Source organism: Brevibacterium sp. CSND-B09 (assembly GCF_052906525.1).
The window spans coordinates 3,043,002-3,062,142 of the sequence record NZ_JBREGI010000001.1; the positions used below are offsets into that span (position 1 = coordinate 3,043,002).

At 64.2% G+C, this 19,141-nt stretch carries 16 protein-coding genes; 11 read left to right on the forward strand and 5 right to left on the reverse strand.

Annotated features, from left to right (window positions below; translation table 11 throughout):
- Positions 1-39 precede the first annotated feature (39 nt).
- Entirely contained in the window at positions 40-1,557 is a 1,518-nt protein-coding gene (locus ACU4IU_RS13615) for a class I adenylate-forming enzyme family protein (RefSeq protein WP_446657034.1), read from the reverse strand.
- Between the two features lie 135 nt (positions 1,558-1,692).
- Between ACU4IU_RS13615 and ACU4IU_RS13620 the strand changes: the two genes are divergently transcribed.
- A complete protein-coding gene (locus tag ACU4IU_RS13620; RefSeq protein ID WP_446657035.1) occupies positions 1,693-2,295 on the forward strand; it encodes a TetR family transcriptional regulator in 603 nt (200 codons plus the stop codon).
- Entirely contained in the window at positions 2,292-3,965 is a 1,674-nt protein-coding gene (locus ACU4IU_RS13625) for an acyl-CoA dehydrogenase family protein (protein WP_446657036.1), read from the forward strand. Before ACU4IU_RS13620 ends, ACU4IU_RS13625 begins: the two co-directional genes overlap by 4 nt.
- Positions 3,966-4,104: 139 nt before the next feature.
- Here the strand turns inward: ACU4IU_RS13625 and ACU4IU_RS13630 are convergent, their stop codons facing one another.
- Positions 4,105-4,557, reverse strand: a complete 453-nt coding sequence (locus tag ACU4IU_RS13630; RefSeq protein WP_446657037.1) for a hypothetical protein — start codon at positions 4,555-4,557, stop codon at positions 4,105-4,107.
- 210 nt (positions 4,558-4,767) lie between these two features.
- On the opposite strand from ACU4IU_RS13630, the gene ACU4IU_RS13635 reads away from it, so the two are divergent.
- Positions 4,768-5,853, forward strand: a complete 1,086-nt coding sequence (locus ACU4IU_RS13635) for a pseudouridine synthase (protein WP_446657038.1) — start codon at positions 4,768-4,770, stop codon at positions 5,851-5,853.
- A gap of 9 nt (positions 5,854-5,862) precedes the next feature.
- On the forward strand, positions 5,863-6,525 hold the full coding sequence (locus ACU4IU_RS13640; RefSeq protein ID WP_025776861.1) for a GntR family transcriptional regulator: 663 nt from the start codon (positions 5,863-5,865) through the stop codon (positions 6,523-6,525).
- 64 nt (positions 6,526-6,589) lie between these two features.
- Here ACU4IU_RS13640 and ACU4IU_RS13645 read toward each other — a convergent pair whose 3' ends face one another.
- On the reverse strand, positions 6,590-6,904 hold the full coding sequence (locus ACU4IU_RS13645) for a hypothetical protein (protein WP_181272453.1): 315 nt from the start codon (positions 6,902-6,904) through the stop codon (positions 6,590-6,592).
- Positions 6,905-7,075: 171 nt separating this feature from the next.
- On the opposite strand from ACU4IU_RS13645, the gene guaB reads away from it, so the two are divergent.
- Positions 7,076-8,602, forward strand: coding sequence for an IMP dehydrogenase (gene guaB, locus ACU4IU_RS13650; protein ID WP_259357641.1), 1,527 nt, complete (start codon positions 7,076-7,078; stop codon positions 8,600-8,602).
- A gap of 227 nt (positions 8,603-8,829) precedes the next feature.
- On the opposite strand, the gene ACU4IU_RS13655 is transcribed toward guaB, so the two are convergent.
- Together ACU4IU_RS13655 and ACU4IU_RS13660 are read right to left on the reverse strand one after the other, a co-directional pair.
- Positions 8,830-9,711, reverse strand: coding sequence for a transposase (locus ACU4IU_RS13655; protein ID WP_446657039.1), 882 nt, complete (start codon positions 9,709-9,711; stop codon positions 8,830-8,832).
- A 158-nt stretch (positions 9,712-9,869) separates the two neighbouring features.
- Positions 9,870-10,262 carry a hypothetical protein gene (locus ACU4IU_RS13660; protein WP_181272604.1) on the reverse strand — a complete coding sequence of 131 codons (393 nt, stop codon included), beginning with the start codon at positions 10,260-10,262 and terminating at the stop codon, positions 9,870-9,872.
- A gap of 359 nt (positions 10,263-10,621) precedes the next feature.
- Between ACU4IU_RS13660 and ACU4IU_RS13665 the strand changes: the two genes are divergently transcribed.
- From ACU4IU_RS13665 to ACU4IU_RS13690, 6 genes are all read left to right on the forward strand, one after another.
- Complete coding sequence (locus tag ACU4IU_RS13665; RefSeq protein ID WP_446657040.1) at positions 10,622-12,274, forward strand: pyridoxal phosphate-dependent decarboxylase family protein; 1,653 nt, start codon at positions 10,622-10,624, stop codon at positions 12,272-12,274.
- Entirely contained in the window at positions 12,271-13,704 is a 1,434-nt protein-coding gene (locus tag ACU4IU_RS13670) for a lysine N(6)-hydroxylase/L-ornithine N(5)-oxygenase family protein (protein WP_446657041.1), read from the forward strand. Before ACU4IU_RS13665 ends, ACU4IU_RS13670 begins: the two co-directional genes overlap by 4 nt.
- On the forward strand, positions 13,701-16,331 hold the full coding sequence (locus tag ACU4IU_RS13675) for a GNAT family N-acetyltransferase (RefSeq protein ID WP_446657042.1): 2,631 nt from the start codon (positions 13,701-13,703) through the stop codon (positions 16,329-16,331). Before ACU4IU_RS13670 ends, ACU4IU_RS13675 begins: the two co-directional genes overlap by 4 nt.
- Before the next feature lie 638 nt (positions 16,332-16,969).
- Positions 16,970-17,299, forward strand: a complete 330-nt coding sequence (locus ACU4IU_RS13680) for a TfoX/Sxy family protein (protein WP_139908724.1) — start codon at positions 16,970-16,972, stop codon at positions 17,297-17,299.
- 74 nt (positions 17,300-17,373) lie between these two features.
- Complete coding sequence (locus tag ACU4IU_RS13685; RefSeq protein ID WP_180987692.1) at positions 17,374-17,862, forward strand: hypothetical protein; 489 nt, start codon at positions 17,374-17,376, stop codon at positions 17,860-17,862.
- 110 nt (positions 17,863-17,972) lie between these two features.
- Positions 17,973-19,070 (forward strand): LacI family DNA-binding transcriptional regulator, encoded by a 1,098-nt coding sequence (locus ACU4IU_RS13690; protein ID WP_446657043.1) that lies wholly within the window; start codon positions 17,973-17,975, stop codon positions 19,068-19,070.
- Positions 19,071-19,141 lie beyond the last annotated feature (71 nt).

Below are 19,141 nucleotides of genomic sequence, written 5' to 3' on the forward strand. Positions count from 1 at the left end.
TCGACGGTCGGCCAGGACGACCGCGGCTCTCGGCCTTCGTCAGTCGGCAGCCACCTCGCTGCGCAGTTTGTGCTTGAGCAGTTTGCCTGAAGGGTTGCGCGGAAGTTCGTCGATGACGAAGACTTCGCGTGGCAGCTTGTAGCGGGCGAGCTTGTCAGCCAGGTGGTCGCGCAGTTCCTCGACACCGAAGTCCTCACCATCTGCAGTCGTGATGAAGGCGACGACCTGCTCGCCCCATTGCTGATCCGGCTTCGCCACCACCGCGACATCGGCGACCCGGTCGTGAGTGATGATGGCCTCCTCGACCTCGAGGGAGAACACGTTCTCACCGCCGACGATGATGACGTCTTTCGAGCGGTCGACGATATAGAGGTACCCGTCCGCGTCGAGCCGGGCGAGATCACCGGTCTTGTACCACTCGCCCTCGAAGGCCGCCTCGGTGGCTGGGGGATTGCCGAGGTATTCGCGCATCCGGGTGTCACCGGCGAACCAGATCTCGCCGGTTTCCCCGGGACCCGCCTCGGCCCCGTCGGCCGTGACCACCCGCATCGCGTTGCCGACCATCGCGTGCCGACCGATGGATCCTGCCTTGCGCAGCTGATCCTCGGGCCCGAGAAGACAACCGGTCGGACCCATCTCGGACATGCCGAAGAGGTTGTAGAACTGGTTGGTCCCGTAGGCGTCGATGAGCATGGCTGCCGTCGATCGGTCGATCGGGGCACCGCCGTAGTTCCACCGGCGAATGGAGGAGAAGTCGTAATCACCGAAGTCGAGGCCGAGCTTCTTCGCGGTCATGATCGGCGCAACATAGGCGACGGTGGGTCCGAAGAACGTCGTGATCTGCTCCGCGGCGATGATCTGCATCGATTCGACCGGGTGATACGCCCGCTGGAGGACGACGGTTCCACCCATCTGGATGGTGGGGACGAGGGCGATGTTCAGCGGCGCCGAATGCCAGATCGGCATGCAGATGAGGTACCGGTCATCGCTCTGGTAGCCCATATTGAGGTTGATGAGTGTGCCGACCTGGACGATATTACGATGCGAATGCACGCACCCTTTCGGCGAGCTCGTCGTGCCCGAGGTGTAGAGGATCTGCGCGACCTGTTCATCGGTGAAGTCGCCTGGCGCGGCCTCCGTGGCGTTCTCGAGCTGGACATCGAAGCTGCCCGGGTCGTTGGGTTCTGTCTCCAGCCAGGTGACGTCCGGTGCCCCGGCCCGCGCGGTTCCGGCGAGTTCGGTGCTGACGATGCCGAGCTTCGCTCCCGAATGCTCGACCGTGTATTTGACTTCCGGAGCTTGGAACTTGTGATTGATCGGCACAACCGTCGCCCCGAGGTACCAGGCACCGAAAGCGGCGAAGACGAAACCTGGAACATTCAACGTCATGATGCCAACGGCGTCGCCGGGCCGGATTCCGTTGTCGGCGAGCACCTGCGCTGCCTTGAGCGCCCGGTGCCGCAGCTCGGCATAGGTGAAGCGCTGATCCTCGTAGACCACGGCCTCTTTGTCCGGGTTCCGCAGGACGGTGGTGTCGAGCATGGTTCCAAGCTTCATTGCTTCTCCTTGTGACGAGTGCCATACTGAGAACAATTGAACCACGATTCATTTCTTTGGGGAAGCGACAGTTCGGGCTGGCGCCGAGGTTGATGACGTCGACACCGTGGTGCCGCTGCGACCGATGGGGTGAGGATGGCATATCGCGCAACCCAGCGCACTCGGGCCAACGCCGAGGCGCGCCGCGCAGGCATCGAACGTGCTGCCCGACACGTCATCGCCCGCGGTGGATTCGCCTCGGCGAATGTGGCCGCCGTTGCCGTCGAGGCCGACTGCAGCGCCGGGTCGATCTACACGTATTTCAGCAACCGGGATGAGCTGTTGCGTCTCGTCTTCGCCCAAGCAGCCGGTCACGAGCTGGATGTCATCGCTGGCACAGTCGCCGAAGCATCCACGGCCTCTGAGATCGCGGAATCGACTGTCGAGGTCTTCGTTCGCCGAGCCGTCGCGGGGCGCAGGCTCGCCCACGCGCTGCTGCTTGAAGAGGTCCCCGAACCCGTGCAGAGCGAACGGCTGCGGCTGCGCCGAGGATACGTCGCCGTCATCGGAACCGCCCTGGACCGCGTGGGCGGCACGCAGATCCCCGCCGAGGTGGCCGCCCGTTCTATCGTCGGATGCGTGGGAGAGAACCTCGTCGACATCCTCGACCCGACTACCCCGAATCCGAGTCCTGTGGAGATCGAAACTCTCGTCAAGGCACTGACCACCTTCACCCGATCGGCATTAGGAGAACCATGACCACGACCGCAGAACCGACCGCCCCGCGGACGACGCATACCGTGTTCAACCAGGCACCACCTCGGCGAGATATCAACGAGTTCACGCTGAATACGGCCCTGAAGGACGCGCTCGCCCACTATGCGCCGGATGCCTCGCTTGACGAGGTCGAACGCATCGGAGCGCTCGTCGGCAGTGCGGACTTCATCAGCGACGCCCGCCTGGTCAACGTCCACGGACCGGAGCTGCGGACCCACGACGACTGGGGCAACCGCATCGACGAGGTCGACTTCCATCCGGCCTATCACCGGATTATCGGAGATGCGCTGGAGGCGGAAGCTCACTCCTACGCCTGGACTCATCCCGGGCCGGGGGCCAATGTCGAACGTGCCGTACGGTTCATGCTCTTCTCCCAAGTCGAGCCCGGACATGCGTGCCCGGTGTCGATGACGCACGCGGTCGTGCCGTCCCTGCGTGCCGATCCCGCGCTCGCCGATTTCTGGGTGCCACGCGCCACGGCCGCCGGCTATGATCCGCGGCGGATGGACCCGGCGTCGAAGTCCGCAGTGACCTTCGGCATGGCGATGACGGAGAAGCAGGGCGGATCGGACATCCGCGCGAACACCACCTACGGCGTTGCGTTCGGCGACCACTACCTCATCACCGGCCACAAATGGTTCTGTTCGGCTCCGCAGTCCGACGCGTTCCTCGTCATCGTCCAACTCGATGAGGGCCCGAGCTGCTTCGTCGTACCCCGTGTTCTGCCTGGCGGAGAACGGAATACGTTCCGGATCCAGCGGCTCAAGGACAAGCTCGGGAACAAGTCCAATGCCTCCTCGGAGGTCGAGTTCGACGCCACACACGGATGGCTTCTCGGGCAGGCGGGCAAGGGTGTCCGCACGATCATCGAGATGGTCGCCCAGACCCGCCTCGACTGCGTCCTCGGTTCGACCGCTGGGATGCGCCAATGCGTGGCCGAAGCGGCATGGCACGCTCGCGGGCGTGCGGCCTTCGGGGCTGCGCTCATCGACCAGCCGCTCATGCGCGCCGTCATTGCCGACCTCCAGCTTGAAGCTGAGGCAGCCACCTATACGGCGCTGCACCTGGCCGCGTCCTATGACGACGATAGCGACGAGGCGGCCGACTTCCGACGTCTGGCCACCGCCGTAGCGAAATACTGGATCTGCAAACGCGGTCCCGAACATGCTTATGAATCGCTCGAATGCCTCGGTGGCAACGGATACACGGAGTCCTTCCCTCTGGCTCGCCGCTACCGAGAGCAGCCGGTGATGGCCGTGTGGGAAGGCTCCGGAAACGTCATCGTCCTCGACGTGCTGCGTGCCTTGGCCCGCGAACCGCGCAGCGCGAAGACGTTCCTCGGCTTCCTCGAGACCGGGCTGGGCAGACACGCGGACTTCGATGCGGCGTACGAGTCGTTGGCCCGGTCGCTGCAGTCGGCGGTGCAGGATCTGGATTCCGGGGATGCGGCAGCGCAAGCGGCGCTGCAGGCGCGAGGCCGTGTCCTTGTGGAGAAGATGGCGCTGCTCATGCAGGCGTCGATCCTCTTCGAATCCGCCCCAGCTGAAGTGGCGGCCAGTTTTGCGGCGGCCCGCCTCGGTGCCGATCGGGGCCGCGAATACGGTGCCCTGCCCGACGGAGTCGAAATCGACTTCCTCGTCGCCCGAGCGTGAGCGGGTGGCCCGGGCGCTGAAAGCACAGTTTGAGTTGAACAGCCCATGTTTGAAACTGGGCTATTCAACTCAAACTGTGCTGTAGCCCTCGGGTGACCTGTGTTCTCAGCCGCGATGAAGTGCGGAGACGCGGCGGAACTCAGTCGCGGCGGTGAGCGGAGACGCAGCGGCGGCGGTCGACGCGCATGACTCGGCCGCGGTTGCGCAGTCGACGCTGAACGCAGTCCGGCGGTCCCTCGAAATCCGGTCGCGGAGTGCGAGAGACGACAGCAGGTTTGTGCTCGAGGGCGAATGAATCGGCCTCCCATTCCGGGGCGCGTCGCGCACCGAACTCAGAAGTTTCGATGAACGACCGGAACTCCGCGACCAGGCGCTCCTGCATGTCGTAGAGGCTCTCATCGTTGCCTGGGTAATCGAGGAGGACTTCAATGGCCTCCTCGGCGACGACGATCCGCGCGAAGAGCCGACGCTCGTCTTCGGTATCGCGGAGCATCGCGATGCTGTCCCACTCGTGATCGGCGAACATCGCGAGAACGATCGGAGTGACGACCTTCTCGCAGAGGACATCCTGCGTGAGTTCGATGCGGTCCATGTGTCCCACCATATGTGCTCAGTCGTCGGGAGTTCGAAGGCGTCTCGGAGTTTTGCGGAAACCGCGGCCGATCTGCGGTATGCGGCAGACTTCGTGCGGTTCCACGCCAATGCTTCCGCGACCGCGACGACGACGGGGCACCGCAAAGACTGGGACGGAGACGGCACCACAAAGACTGGGACGAAGACGGCACCGCATAGAATTGACCCCATGCCCCGCAGTCCGCTCTCGCCCCGAGAAGGAATCTCGGCGACCGCGCTGCGCGCCCCCGGCGGCAAGGCCACCCATGCGAAGAATCACCTGCCCGTTCCCGATTCGATCGGTCAGTGGCTCGAATCCGAATTCCCCGAAGCGGCCCCCGATTCCCGACGGGCGCTGCTGACAGATGGGGACATGCGCGACGAGGCGGGGCTCCCGGTGGCCTGGGACGATCCGGTCATTCCCGGCGGGTTCTACTTCTTCCACCGTCCGGTCCCGCCCGAAGAGCGAATCCCGTTTGAGGTCGGGATCGTCTTCGAGGACGATGACCTCCTCGTCGTCGACAAACCCCATTTCCTCGCCAGTACCCCGAACGGACGATTCGTCCGCGAATGCGTCGTCACTCGTCTGCGCGTCGACCTCGGCCAGCCCGATCTCGTCGCCATCCACCGCCTCGACCGGATCACCGCCGGACTGTTGGTCCTTTCGAAACGGCCCGAGACGCGCGGCCGTTACCAGCGCCTGTTCCAAGACCGACGAGTCAGCAAAACCTACCGCGCCCTGGCGCCGGCCCCGCAGCCGGAGCTCGAATTCCCGCTCGTTCGCGAATCGCGCCTGGTCAAACCCGTCGGCGGACGCCAGGTGCACGAAGTCGCAGGGGAGCCGAATGCGGTCAGTCGGATCCGACTGCTTCGGACCATCACCCCACCGGACGGCGAGCCATCGCGAGGTGACACGGATACCTCGCCGCCACCTCGGCGAGGTGGAGCTGACGGTGCCCCGTCCGAGCGGGCGGGGGACGGAAACGGAGCACCACCTCGGCGAATTGATGCGATTGCCGAATACGAGCTGAGTCCGGTCACGGGCAAGACGCACCAGCTGCGGGTGCACATGAACGCGCTCGGGCTGCCCATCCTCGGTGATCCGGTCTACCCGGTCGACCTCGCCCCGGACCCCTACGACTTCTCATCACCGCTGCAGCTGTTGGCCGCGGAGATCGCCTTCGATGATCCGCTGACCGGGCTGAGCCGACGATTCGAGAGCGGACTCGAACTCGAACCCGCCGCAGTCAGCTCCGATCCAGGCGAAACCCGGTAGCCTGGTGTTATGAGTCCACACGCCCCCGGATGCACATCAGAGGCCATCGTCGCCCTTGTCCGCACCCGCATCACCGACGGTGAATACCCGGCAGGAAGCCCGGTCCGCGATGGTGCCCTGGCCAAGGAATTCAACGTTTCGCGCAACACCGCCCGCGAATCGCTGAGCTTGCTGCGCCACGCCGGGCTGCTCACTCAGGAACCCAACCGGGGCTTCTTCGTCTCCACCTTCGGCATCGACGAACTCAAGGACCTCTACCGCGCGCGCCGGGTTTTCGAGATCCGCGCCGTCCAGGAATCCCAGGACGCCACCGACGAGGCGATGGCCGCCGTCGAAGCCTCCGTGGTCCGGGCCGAAACCGCACCGAAGAACGAAACCTGGGCCGATGCGCAGGAACACTCGGCATCGTTCCACCGTGCGATCGTCGGCCTGCTGGGTTCACCGCTTCTCGACGAGTTCTACCTCAATCTCATGGCCCGACTGTCGACGACGTTCTCGCGCTCGCCCGAACCCGGCAAGTACCACTCGCACTGGGCGAACCCGCACCGGGACATCCTCGAGAAGATGAAATCCGGGGACCGGCAGGGCGCCGAAGGACTGCTGCGCATCCACCTCGACGATTCCGAAGCCTCGACCCTCGACCTCGCACGGTCTGTGGGGGAGGGGCGCTAGCGCTTCGGTGAGGATGGGGCGCAGCGACGGTCTGTGCCTGTAGGGCACGGAAAGCGGGGCGGAGTCAGTCATCTCTGTGCTCGACAGCGATGCCGTACTGAGCGACCTCATCGACCAGTTGGCGCCTCGCTTCGGCCTCGGCTAACTCCCACACTCGCATATTCTCGTTCGTGTCCCACCCTGTTGCTGTCGGAGTGGTCCAGAAGCTGGTGTCATGGCGTTCCCAGAAGTCATGGAGTGCTCGGAGATTCAAAGTGAGCTCATCGGAGAGATCGAGGTCAGAGGGTTTGAGGCACAGTTCGTCATGCTCCACGTCGCCCCAGAGCGGCCAGCGGCGTCCGTGGCTGGGAAACATGCGGATCTCCGGCGTCTTGATCATGGAGCCAGGCTACTGGACCGGATTCCAGCGCGAGGCGCATCGACGTGCTAATTTCAGCGCCAGTGCCTGTGTAGCCAGTCTCACAGTGCCCGGTGCTTGAACCCATAGCGGTCGACTCTCTCGCTCCGATAGCATTGAGCCACCGTATCTTCGCGTCGAAAGGCTGTCTTCATGGGAAACCCTGAGCAGGAATCACAGGCCGCAAACGATCCGTTCTCGCTGACGGGACTCACGTATGACGATGTCCTCCTCCTGCCAGGCGACACCGATGTCATCCCTTCCGAAGCCTCCACCGCCTCCCGGCTGACCAAGGAGATCGAGCTCAACATTCCGCTCGTCTCCGCGGCGATGGACACCGTGACCGAATCCCGGATGGCGATCGCCATGGCCCGCATCGGCGGCCTGGGCATCATCCACCGCAACCTCTCCGCCGAGGATCAGGCGAACCAGGTCGACTACGTCAAGCGCTCCGAATCGGGCATGATCAACGACCCGCTGACGATCACCCCGGACAAGACTCTGGAAGAGCTCGACGAGATCTGCGGCAAGTATCGCATCTCCGGACTGCCGGTCGTCGATGAGAACAATGTGCTCGTCGGCATCGTGACCAACCGCGACCTGCGCTTCGTCACCCGCAGCGAATTCCCCACACGCACCGTCGCCGAGACGATGACGAAGATGCCGCTGGTCACCGCGCCCGTCGGCGTGGCTGCCGAGAAGGCGTTCGAGCTGCTCGCCGAACACAAGGTCGAGAAGCTGCCCCTCGTCGATGACAACAACGTCATCCAGGGCCTCATCACCGTCAAGGACTTCGTCAAGACCGAGGAATATCCGCTGGCGACCAAGGACGACGAAGGCCGCCTGCGCGTCGGTGCCGCCGTCGGATTCTACGGCGACGCCTACGAACGTGCAGGACTGCTCGCCGAGGCGGGAGCCGACGTCCTCGTCGTCGACACCGCCAACGGCCACGCCCGCGGAGTCACCGAAATGATCAAGAAGATCAAGTCGGACCCGGCGTTCTCCGCCGTGCAGATCATCGGCGGAAACGTCGCCACGAAGGAAGGCGCGCAGGCGCTCGTCGAGGCCGGAGTCGACGCCGTCAAGGTCGGCGTAGGACCCGGATCGATCTGCACCACCCGCGTCGTCGCCGGTGTCGGCGTCCCGCAGGTCACTGCCGTCCACCTTGCTGCACAGGCCGCTCAGGCCGCCGGGGTGCCGGTCATCGCCGACGGCGGTCTCCAGTACTCCGGTGACATCGGCAAGGCCCTCGTCGCCGGTGCCGATACCGTCATGCTCGGCTCTCTGCTGGCGGGATGCAACGAATCGCCGGGCGAACTCATCTTCGTCAACGGCAAGCAGTACAAGGCCTACCGCGGCATGGGTTCGCTGGGCGCGATGGCCCCGCGCAAGGGCAAGTCGTATTCGAAGGACCGCTACTTTCAGGCCGATATCGCCACCGACACCGACCTCATCCCCGAGGGCATCGAAGGCCGAGTCGCCTACCGCGGTCACCTCAAGCAGGTCGCCCACCAGCTCACCGGAGGCCTGCGCCAGACGATGTTCTACGTCGGCGCGCGCACCGTCGGCGAGCTCAAGGCCAAGGGCAAGTTCGTCCGCCTGACCACGGCAGGGCTGAAGGAAAGCCACCCGCACGATATCCAGATGACCGTCGAGGCCCCGAACTACGTCGTGAAGTGACGTAGGCAGGCACATCTGACGGAGATGCCTCTGGTCGATGAGAAGCCGCACCTTCCGCGTTTGAGCGGAGGCTGCGGCTTCTTGCGTGTGCGGTCGGCTGAGGGCACGGGGCGAATTCCTGGCTGTTCAACGGAAATCTGTGACTCTGCAGTGCCTGAGCAAATTGTTGGGTCGATCCACGGTGTTCTGCGGTCTGAAACGCGGGGTGTCAAGCTGTTTGGAGTCACTCACGCTGCTTCAGCAGTGATTTCTTGGACTTCGACTAGTACTGGTTCGTGATTGATACCGACCACACTGGCCGGCTTCGGCACCTGCGGTGGCGCATGGAAACGCTCGGGATGCCTGGCGTAATACTCATTATTCGCCTTCACCCGGGCGTTCCACGCTTCTTCCCACGACCCGTCATGGACCTGATTCGGGGTGAACAACGCGATCCCTGAATGCCGGTGCTCCGTGTTGTACCAGACGACATAGGCATCGATGTGGGCTCTAGCTGCCTCGAGTGATTCAAACGTCTTCGGATAGTCCGGGCGATACTTCATCGTCCGAAACTCCGATTCCGAATACGGGTTGTCATTAGACACATACGGTCGGTTATGCGATAACTCCACCCCGTGTGCCTCGAGTGCGTTCTTCAACGCATTCGACTTCATCGCCGCTCCCGAATCGGCATGCACAAACTCAGGCACACCGTGCTCGGCGATCGCGGCCTCAAACATCTCAACAGCCAAATCATCGACTTCGCGGGACTCGACCCGGTAACCGACGATCTTGCGGGAGAAGATATCGATGATCGAGTATGCCTTGTACGTCACCCGACTCCAGATCGACTTCACATCCGTGATGTCCCAACTCCACACCTGCCCCGGCCGGGTAGCCACCAGCACAGGTGCTACTCGGGGCGTCCTTGTCTCACCGCGGGACGGGACCCGGGGCCTCTGCGACTGATCCACGATCGCCTCAGCAATACGCCACCATGTGCGCCTGGATGCCAACATCACACCCTCGTCCCACGCTGAAGCAAACGACGCATCCACTGACCGGCCCTGCAGCCAACCGGCCTGGATCCGGTCCTCGATGATCTGCCGGTCGGCAGCGTCGATCCTCATCGAGTACTCCCGCTGTTTCTGCTCTATCGGGTCAGATAGTCGGGGACGAGGATTGACCCGGTAGTGCCACACCGATCGGGCCAGGCCCACCAGTGCCAATGCCTTCCGCTGTGAGGACAGAACGTCAGTCAGTTCGATGACCAGGGAGTTCTCGATGGTCAGGAATTGCCCGGCTTCGGCGTCGTCGGGGTTACGTCGGGCTCTTGTGCGTTCCGATCGTGCAAGAGCCCGATAGCTTTTCCCAAGGCTTCGTTCGCTGCCTCGAGTTGAGCATTGCGTTCTTCGAGTTCGGCGATGCGTTTGGCTTGGTTTTCTTCGATTGATGATTGCATCAGTTGCCTCGGGTTGTAGGGAACTTTGCCTGCCCGTGACCGTGGGATCAGGCCACGGTCGAGGTCACCGTTGAATGTCGCTAGTCGCCACTTCCTGAATTGATGGCGGCTGAACTCTTGCTCCGCTAACCACAGGGACTTATACCCGTGTGGGATCTTCTCGTGTTGGTAGACGAAGTTTCGGATCTCTTCGACAGTGTATCCAGGGGTGATGGCCATGATGCTCCGGTTCCTCTCTTATCCGGAGTGGCTCACAACCAGCCTGACACAGAGGGAAACCACCGTGGATCGACCCAACAAATCGCGGTCACCCGGGCGCCCTTGGTCTCACGATGCTGGATGACACACCCCGATGTGACGAATGCCACTCGCCCATTTTCCGGCCGATGCACCCGTAGTGCGAACGGCCGCCTTGCCGTGTGAACGCTGGGAAGCGGGGCATCGTCCTTGGTGAGGGGTCTACTTCCGTAGTCATCGAATCCGCCCGGAGGCTCTTCGGGAACAAAAGAACTTAGGGTAGGTTTCCCTAATGCGAGCCGCGCTTCGCGGTGCGCATCATCGAAGGAGGAAACCTCACAGTGACGACTTCTCTGCTCTACGACACCGAAGCGACACCCACTTCAGCACCCCTTCAGACTCCCGAAATTCCCCACCCGGACGCCGCCGGCACCTTCAGCGATCGTGGCGCCCGCACCGATGCCCTCCTCGGCGCCCACAGCGCAGACGAGTACACATCGCTCATGCACGACGTCGTCGACATCCTCGGCGATCGGTTCCGCACAACTGAGCGGGCCGCCTCGGCGAAGGAACGCTCCGGACTCCAGGCCGCCGTCGACGCCGTGGATCTCGACACCGCAGGCGTCGGCAACGCCGAAGCCCTGCGCGAGGTCGACGCTCTCTACGCCGACAATGCCGTGTGGTTCCACCACCCCAGCTACGTTGCCCACCTCAACTGCCCGGTCGCCGTGCCCGCCGTCGCCGCCGAAGCGATGCTCGCCGCCATCAACACCTCGGTCGACACCTACGACCAATCCGAGGTTGCCACCCTCATGGAGCGCCGCCTCATCGACTGGACCTGCGGCCATCTCGGCTTCGCCGGCGGCGATGGAATATTCACCTCCGGAGGCACCCAGTCGAACCTCCAGGCACTGTTCCTCGCCCGCGAAAACGTCCTCGCCGAGGCAGCGGGACACGTTGAGGCCAATGACGCCGAATCCCGCCGAGGCGGCCCTGACCTGGGCGCGCCCAACCGCCGCGATCTACTGTCCCGGCTGCGGATCCTTGCCACCGACCAGGCCCACTTCTCAGTGTCCCGTGCGGCATTCCTCCTCGGCCTCGACGCCGAGGCGGTCGTGACCGTCCCGACCGACCGGTCCGGCCGCATGGATGCCGAAGCACTCAATGCCAGCCTCCTCGCGATCCAGGCGAACGACCAGATCCCCATGGCCGTCGTCGCCACCGCCGGAACCACCGACCTCGGTGTCATCGACCCGCTCGAGAACATCGCCGAGGTCTGCGAATCAGCGAACGTGTGGCTGCACGTCGACGCCGCATACGGCGGCGGACTGCTCTGGGCCCCACAACGCGCCCACCTGCTCGACGGGATCTCCAGGGCCACCTCGGTGACCATCGACTTCCATAAGACGTTCTTCCAGCCCGTGTCCTCATCGGCCCTGCTCATCAGGGACGCGAGCCTGTTCGCGCCGACGATCCACCACCACGACTACCTCAATCCCGAAGCCGAAGCGCAAGAAGCCGACGCCGAACCGAACCAGGTCGACAAGTCCCTGCAGACCACCCGCCGCTTCGACGCGCTCAAGCTCTGGACGACGCTGCGCGCCCGCGGAGCAGGGGAGATCGGATCGATGCTCGACGCCGTCTGCGACCTCGCGACCGACGTCCGGGCGCTGCTCGAGGACCAGGCGGACTTCGAAGTGCTCGGCGCCTCGGACCTGTCCACGGTGCTCTTCAGATTCACCCCGGCGACCGCGGACCAGGTCACCTGCGACGAACTCGTCCCGCTCATCCGCCGAGTCCTCTTCCGCTCCGGCCGCGCCGCCATCGCCCGCACCGTCATCGACGGCACGCCGTGGCTCAAACTCACCCTGCTCAACCCCGACACCCGCATCGACGACGTCACCGCCGTGCTCGACCTCGTCCGTGCCACCGGGCACGGCATCCTCGCCGGCCGGGACCTCGAGGACGCAGCGACAGAAGGAGGCGCAGCATGAGCGCAGATTCCACACACATCCACGACATCCTCGGCGTCGGCATCGGACCCTTCGGACTCGGCCTGGCCGCGCTGTCGGAACCGCTCGACGACGTCGACGCGATCTTCCTCGATCAGCGCCCCGAATTCCGTTGGCACCCGGGCATGATGATCGAAGGCTCGACCATCCAGGTGCCGTTCCTGGCCGACCTCGTCACCATGGCCGACCCCACCTCGCCATACTCATTCCTCAACTTCCTCAAGGAGCGCAAGCGGCTCTACCCGTTCTACATCCGCGAATCGTTCTACCCCCTGCGCGCCGAATTCGACGAATACTGCCGGTGGGTCGCCGTTCAGCTGGATACGCTGCGATGGAATCGTCGCGTCGTGTCCGTGACCAGGGACGACGGTGTGTACACCGCCCTCGCCGAGGTGGTCGATGACTCCGGTTCGATCCTGACGACCGAGACCTACCGCGCTCGGCATCTCATCCTCGGGGTGGGAACGCAGCCGGTGCTGCCACCTGCGTTGCAACGGCTCGGGGGAGGAGCCGCCGACTCGCCCGCTGCCGGCCGGGACGGTGCCGTCGGCTTGCCCGCCGCCGGCCCGCTCATCCACACCGCCGACTATCTCGAGAACCGCGAAGCGCTGCTCGACTCGGGGGCGATCACGATCATCGGCAGCGGCCAGTCCGCCGCTGAGATCTACCGTGACCTCGTCGACGACGCAGAAGACCGCGGAGTGCGCCTGGACTGGGTGACCCGGTCGCCGCGGTTCTTCCCGATGGAGTATACGAAGCTCACCCTTGAGATGACCTCCCCGGAGTACACCGACCACTTCCGGGCGCTGCCCGATGAACTGCGCGAACGGGTCGGCCGGGAACAGCGCACGCTGTACAAGGGCATCTCCGCCGACCTCGTCGACGACATCCACGACACTCTCTACCGACTCAGCCGCGGCGGGCGAGAGCTGTTGACGAACCTCGTCTCCGAAGCCGAACTCGAAACCGCCGAAATCGACCCGATCAGCGGCGAATACCTGCTCGGCTTCCGCAACACGGCACTGGACAAGACGTTTACTCGGCGGTCCGGGTCCGTGGTCGCCGCGACCGGATACAAATCACAGGTGCCGGACTTCCTCAGCCCCCTCGGCGGCGACATCCGACTGGACTCCCGGGGCCGCCTCGACGTCAGCCGCCACTACACGATCAACGACGAAGGAACCATCCACGTCCTCAACGGCGAAGAGCACACCCACGGCGTGACCGCCCCCGACCTCGGCTTCGGCCCGTGGCGGGCCTCGGTGGTGCTGGCCGCAGTGACCGGCCGGGAACCCTATCCGATCGAACGGACCATCGCCTTCCAGACCTTCGGGGTGCCGGCCGACGAATCCGATGCCGTGCCCGATGCCGCCTTCGCACTCGACGACTCCAAGGAGATGTCACACGCATGACCACCGAACTCATCACCAGCCTAACCACTACCGAGGCGGACGAAACCGATCCGACCGATTCTGCTGTTGGTGCGAACGCCGCCGGTGCGCGCACGGACCGCAGTTCGGACGTGAAGCTCACGGCCGCCTCGGCGACAGTGACCATCCGTCCGCTCGACGTCGACCGGGACACCGCCCGGATCCACGGGTGGCTGACCCACCCGCGCGCTCACTACTGGATGATGACCGACCTCGACGAGAACGAGGTCCGGACCTACTTGGATGGCATTCGCGACTCCGCGGACGACGCCGGTTGGGTCGGCTCCGTCGACGGCACCGACTGCTTCTACGTCGAGACCTACACTCCCGACAGCCTCATCCCGCAGAACGTCGTGGCGACCGGGCCCGCGGACATCGGGATGCACCTGCTCGTCGCACCGCCGGCAGGACCGGCCGTGCACGGCCTCACCGACCGCATCATGGCCGAGGTCATCGACTTCTGCCTGAAACCTGTTGACCAGGGAGGACGCGGTGCCGAGCGCGTCATCGTCGAACCCGATGCCAGGAACGATGCGATCATCGAGAAGAACCGAGCTGCCGGTTTCACCCCCATCACCGAAGCGACCATCATGATGGGCGAGATCGAGAAACCGGCGCTGGTCAGTGTGTGCAACCGCGCGGATTTCGAGGCCAGCGCGCTGGCACCGTTCGTCACGGCCGGTGCTCGGGAGTCGCGCGTGGCTGAGACCGGCGAGTCGGACAGTGACCAGAGGTCCACCGAATTACGCACTGGCCGGACCTCCGTAACTCCGCCGGCACCGTACGCCCACCTTAACGGGGATGCGTTCGCCGTCGTGCAGCGTCACCTCGTCGCCAAAGCCCTGTCCGAATTCGCCCACGAACGCCTCATCGCACCGGTGGACGTGGGCGAAGGCGAGCGAGCCGCCGCGAACGGCAGTGCACATCTGGTCGGGGGAGTCGCCTCGGCGAATGGCGAAGGCGAGACCTGGGAACTGAGCATCGACGGCGCCAGCCGATACACGTTCACCGCGCGTGTGCTGCCGCTCGAACACTGGGTGATCGACGAAGCGAGCATCACCCGGTGGCGCGACGGTACCGAGGTGCCGCTCGACGCGCAGGAACTCGTCGTCGAACTCCAAGACGAACTCTCCATCCCGGAAGACCTCATCTCCACCTACCTCGAGGAACTCGCCTCGACCCTGGCCGGGGCCGCGTTCAAACTCGAGGACGCCCGAGCCGGGGGCAGACCCGATGCACGTGCACTCGTCGAAGCGGATTTCCAGACCACCGAGGCGGCCATGACCGAAGGCCATCCGGGGTTCCTCGCGAACAATGGTCGCATCGGCTTCGGTCTCAGTGACTTCCGCAAGTGGGCGCCGGAGAACGGACAGCTCAACCGCATCGAATGGGTGGCAGTGAGGCGTGAACTCAGCCATCTGTCTTTGGGAGTCGGACTCGACGAGGAGAACCACCTCGGTGAGGCTCTCAGCGAAGCCGAACGGGATCTCTTCGGGTCCCGGATCCGGGCGGCGGGACAGGATCCTGCGGACTTCCACCTCATGCCGATCCATCCCTGGCAGGCCGACCACCGCCTGGCGATCACCTTCGCCGCGGACATCGCGCGCGGCGATCTGCTGCCGCTCGGGGAAGGGCTCGATAAGCACCAGGCGCAGCAGTCCCTGCGCACGTTCTTCAACCATTCGCGGGCCGGAGCTCCGTATGTCAAGGTCGCGCTCGCCGTGCAGAACATGGGATTCCTGCGTGGGCTGTCGCCGAAGTACATGCGCGACACTCCAGCCATCAACGACTGGGTTGCTGGCTTGGTGGGATCCGACCCCACCTTCGCCGAGGCGGGCTTTCGAGTGCTGCGGGAGCGCGCCGCACTCGGCTACACCGGTGATGTCTACCACCGGACGAAAGAGACGAACCCGCACCGGAAGATGCTCGCCGCCCTGTGGCGGGAGAACCCCGTCGAGCAGATCGATCCAGGTCAGAAGCTCATCACGATGGCTGCCCTGCTGCACCGGGATCACCAGGGGGTGTCGCTGGCCGGCGAGCTCATCAGCGCATCAGGCCTGAGCACCGCGGCATGGCTGCGCAGCTACCTGCGGGCGTACCTGAAGCCGCTTGTCCATGCGCTGCTGGCCCACGATCTCGTGTTCATGCCGCACGGGGAGAACCTCATCCTCGTCCTCGACGAGCATGTGGTCACCGGGGCGTTCATGAAGGATATCGGTGAGGAGGTCGCCGTGCTCGGCCACCGCGAGCTGCCTGCCGATGTCGAACGCATCCGCGCCGTGGTGTCGGGGGAGGAGAAGGCCCTGTCGGTGTTCACCGATATGTTCGACGGGGTCCTGCGGCACCTTTCCGGCATCCTCGACGCCGATGGACTGCTGCCGGCCGAGAGATTCTGGGCGATCGTCGCCGAGACCCTCGACGACTACGAAGCAGAGCACCCGGATGATGCGCGCGGTGTCAGCGGCGACGTGGATCTGCGTGCCGACCACTTCGCTCATTCGTGCCTCAACCGGCTGCAGCTGAAGAACACGAAGCAGATGGTCGATATCGGCAATCAAGCCGAATCACTGCTCTACGCGGGCACGATGCCCAACCCTGTGGCTCGCTGAGCCATAAGGGGCCACGCCGACCGCTCACATGAGCGCCGACCGTTCGTCGCATAACTTGATACAGCGACGGTAACCCGAGCGCTCAGTGGAGGATGACTGAGCCAGTGCGTGCGCTCGCCGCTGCGCTGTGCTGTTGATGAATCGACGCAGCGGAACACGCCACTCGCCGAGGCGGGGCTCCGGAAAGGGGCCCCGCCTCGGCGAGTACGTTCAACGAGTTGATCCGATGGCGGAATCGGCGCCATGTTTCTGAGCGCGTCTGCGGGCGATGAGCAGGCCGAGTGACCAGGCCAATGGGATGGGGATCAGCGGTCCGCAGATCAACCAAGTGAGTATCATCGCGACACCGGCCGAGATCCACCCGTCCTCAATGGTGCTCGCCCAGATGGTTACGACAATGCAGAATCCCAGGAGAAGAAGACACACAACTGACACGGCGGCGTAGAACCAGCGGCCCACTGTGGATTTCGGAATCACTCTGTCCTTCCGCAATCGCGGCGTACTGTGAGATTTGACGATACAGGCAATCTTGTCGAACTCATGTTGATTTTCAAGCGGTTACGGCATAATTCGATAAAGGCATCACCGTCGTAAACCACTCGTTTGGAACACTGCAGAGCCGACCGGAGGCCACTGATATGACTCCCGAGCAGACTTCACTTATCGAACGAATCCGTGCACTCATTGTCGAAGAGCCCGTGGTTCGAGAGGTCTCGATGTTCGGAGGCCGCGCGGTCATGGTCAACGAGAAGATGATCGTCAGTGCTGGTAAGACGGGTGATCTGCTGGCGCGTGTCGATCCCGACTGTCACGACAAGCTCATCGAGCGACCAGAAGCTGCACGGGCCACGATGGGGGCCGACCGCGATATGGGGCCCGGGTGGATCAACGTGAGCGCAGAGTCTGTCCGTGATGGCGAAACCTTGGCGTTCTGGGTCGAGACCGCTTTGGATTTCAACCGGCCCTAAGCCGTGCGGATATTTCGCGCCGAGACCTGATTGTTGCAAACGGTTAGCCCTATTGCGGGGACAGCGCGAATAGAGTGTCCAGAAGCACACAGGTTTCAGTGGTGTGTTCGGATCAGGCAGTCCATCCGTGCGGGATTTCGTGCGACATCTCAAAGGCGACAAACATGCTCAGACTCAGTGCGGCCCTCGCCTCATGCGGTGCCGTCTACGCCGCCTATGTTCTGTTCGACAGCGCCGATTTCGAGGCCGGAACCGTCAACTCCTACCATTCGATGTGCGCGGCTTTCGCACTGATCGCCAGCACGCTCATCATTGCGGCACTGCCTCAGATATCAGCGGCGAGCGTTGCTGTGAAGTCAACAGGGGGCCTTGCCCTTGTTGTCGGTCTGTCGATAGCCGTGGCCGCCTGGTCGATTCCGTCTTCAGATGACTCGGGCTATCTCGGAATCATCACCGTCATGTTCGGGTTGCCAATGCTCGGGCTCTTGTCGGTGGCTGCCGTTCTGGTGGCATTGGGCACACTGATCGCCGAACTTGTCGCATCCAAGGCAACCGGACGGTGACAGGCCGGCACAACTGAGTCCGCCGCGCGAGCGGTTAGTATCATTCCAACGGTTGCCTGTGCGTCGATGCGCAGATTCACGAACCGGTTCTCAGACTCAAAGGTGTGCGCATGGCGAAGCAGAACGATCGGCCGACCCTGGCCACGGTCGCTGCGCGTGCCGGCGTGAGCATCAAAACCGCCTCCCGCGTCCTCAACGGCGAAAAGCACGTTGCCGCCTCGACGGCGGAGAAAGTCGAAGCTGCCGCCGAAGAGCTCGGATTCCGCCTCAACCCCACGGCCAGACGCTTGCGTGCCGGAGGCCGTTCACCCTATATCGGCGTCGTCCTCTCCGACGCCGGTGATGCCTTCCAAGCCCGTGCGTTCGCAGCAGTGGAAGCCGAGCTCGCAACCCTCGACCTGCGCCCGGTGGTGACCGTGGTCGGAGACGACCCCGACCGGGAGGAAGCCTTCCTCGACGAATGCCTCGCCAACGACCTGACCGGGATCATCGTCATCCGCGCCCACCCCGAGGCGGCCGAGACCTACGCGCGGGCCGCCTCGGCGCCGGGCACCCGAGTCGTCTCGCTCGACCCAGCGGTCGAAGGCCCTGGAATCGGCATCGTCGCAGGTGATGACCGTGAAGCGGGACGCCTCGCCGCCGAACAGCTGCTCGCTCATGGGCACAGGGCACTCGGCGTCATCGGCGACCATTCGCCCAGCCTCATCACCACCCGCCGGCTGCAGGGAATCCAGGACGCCATCGCCGGCCGTCGCGGCATCGGATGGCGCGCCTATATGCGCGAGGACGCCCACGACGAAGCCAGCGCGAAGAACGTCGTCGCCGCTTGGCTCGGATCCCGCAGCGCACCCGGAGCCCTCATCACCCTGTCCGCCACGGTGACCCAAGGTGCCATCGACGCCTGCCGCCGCCTCGGCGAATGGCCGGCCCTGGTAGGCATCGACGATTTCCCCACGGCCGAACTCCTCGACGTCACCGTCGTCGATCGCAACGTCGAATCCCTTGCCGCCGAGGCGGTCCGACGACTCCGGGTCGGTGTCGAACCCAGCGATGCTGGCGAGGGCGGGGACCGCCTCGGCGAAGGGGATGGCCCGATTGCGGGGGAGGCGAACCGGCGCGATCGAGTCGACGACGGCGTGCCCGATTTCGACAATGCGCTGTGCGTCATCGCTCGTGGCAGCGGTGAAGAGCCGCCGGACACCCGCTGAAGATTTTTGTCGAAACAGTTGACAGCAGGCGGCGTTCAGCGAATCATATTCAACAGCCTGACAACGTTGTC

What these genes read in the sequence shown, in the direction of transcription:
- ACU4IU_RS13680 (WP_139908724.1), top strand. Translation starts at nt 16,970, where the DNA reads ATGACTCCCGAGCAGACTTCACTTATCGAACGAATCCGTGCACTCATT.
- ACU4IU_RS13660 (WP_181272604.1), bottom strand. Translation starts at nt 10,262, where the DNA reads ATGGCCATCACCCCTGGATACACTGTCGAAGAGATCCGAAACTTCGTC.
- ACU4IU_RS13635 (WP_446657038.1), top strand. Translation starts at nt 4,768, where the DNA reads ATGCCCCGCAGTCCGCTCTCGCCCCGAGAAGGAATCTCGGCGACCGCG.
- ACU4IU_RS13625 (WP_446657036.1), top strand. Translation starts at nt 2,292, where the DNA reads ATGACCACGACCGCAGAACCGACCGCCCCGCGGACGACGCATACCGTG.
- guaB (WP_259357641.1), top strand. Translation starts at nt 7,076, where the DNA reads ATGGGAAACCCTGAGCAGGAATCACAGGCCGCAAACGATCCGTTCTCG.
- ACU4IU_RS13655 (WP_446657039.1), bottom strand. Translation starts at nt 9,711, where the DNA reads ATGAGGATCGACGCTGCCGACCGGCAGATCATCGAGGACCGGATCCAG.
- ACU4IU_RS13620 (WP_446657035.1), top strand. Translation starts at nt 1,693, where the DNA reads ATGGCATATCGCGCAACCCAGCGCACTCGGGCCAACGCCGAGGCGCGC.
- ACU4IU_RS13630 (WP_446657037.1), bottom strand. Translation starts at nt 4,557, where the DNA reads ATGGACCGCATCGAACTCACGCAGGATGTCCTCTGCGAGAAGGTCGTC.
- ACU4IU_RS13640 (WP_025776861.1), top strand. Translation starts at nt 5,863, where the DNA reads ATGAGTCCACACGCCCCCGGATGCACATCAGAGGCCATCGTCGCCCTT.
- ACU4IU_RS13615 (WP_446657034.1), bottom strand. Translation starts at nt 1,557, where the DNA reads ATGAAGCTTGGAACCATGCTCGACACCACCGTCCTGCGGAACCCGGAC.
- ACU4IU_RS13670 (WP_446657041.1), top strand. Translation starts at nt 12,271, where the DNA reads ATGAGCGCAGATTCCACACACATCCACGACATCCTCGGCGTCGGCATC.
- ACU4IU_RS13645 (WP_181272453.1), bottom strand. Translation starts at nt 6,904, where the DNA reads ATGATCAAGACGCCGGAGATCCGCATGTTTCCCAGCCACGGACGCCGC.
- ACU4IU_RS13675 (WP_446657042.1), top strand. Translation starts at nt 13,701, where the DNA reads ATGACCACCGAACTCATCACCAGCCTAACCACTACCGAGGCGGACGAA.
- ACU4IU_RS13690 (WP_446657043.1), top strand. Translation starts at nt 17,973, where the DNA reads ATGGCGAAGCAGAACGATCGGCCGACCCTGGCCACGGTCGCTGCGCGT.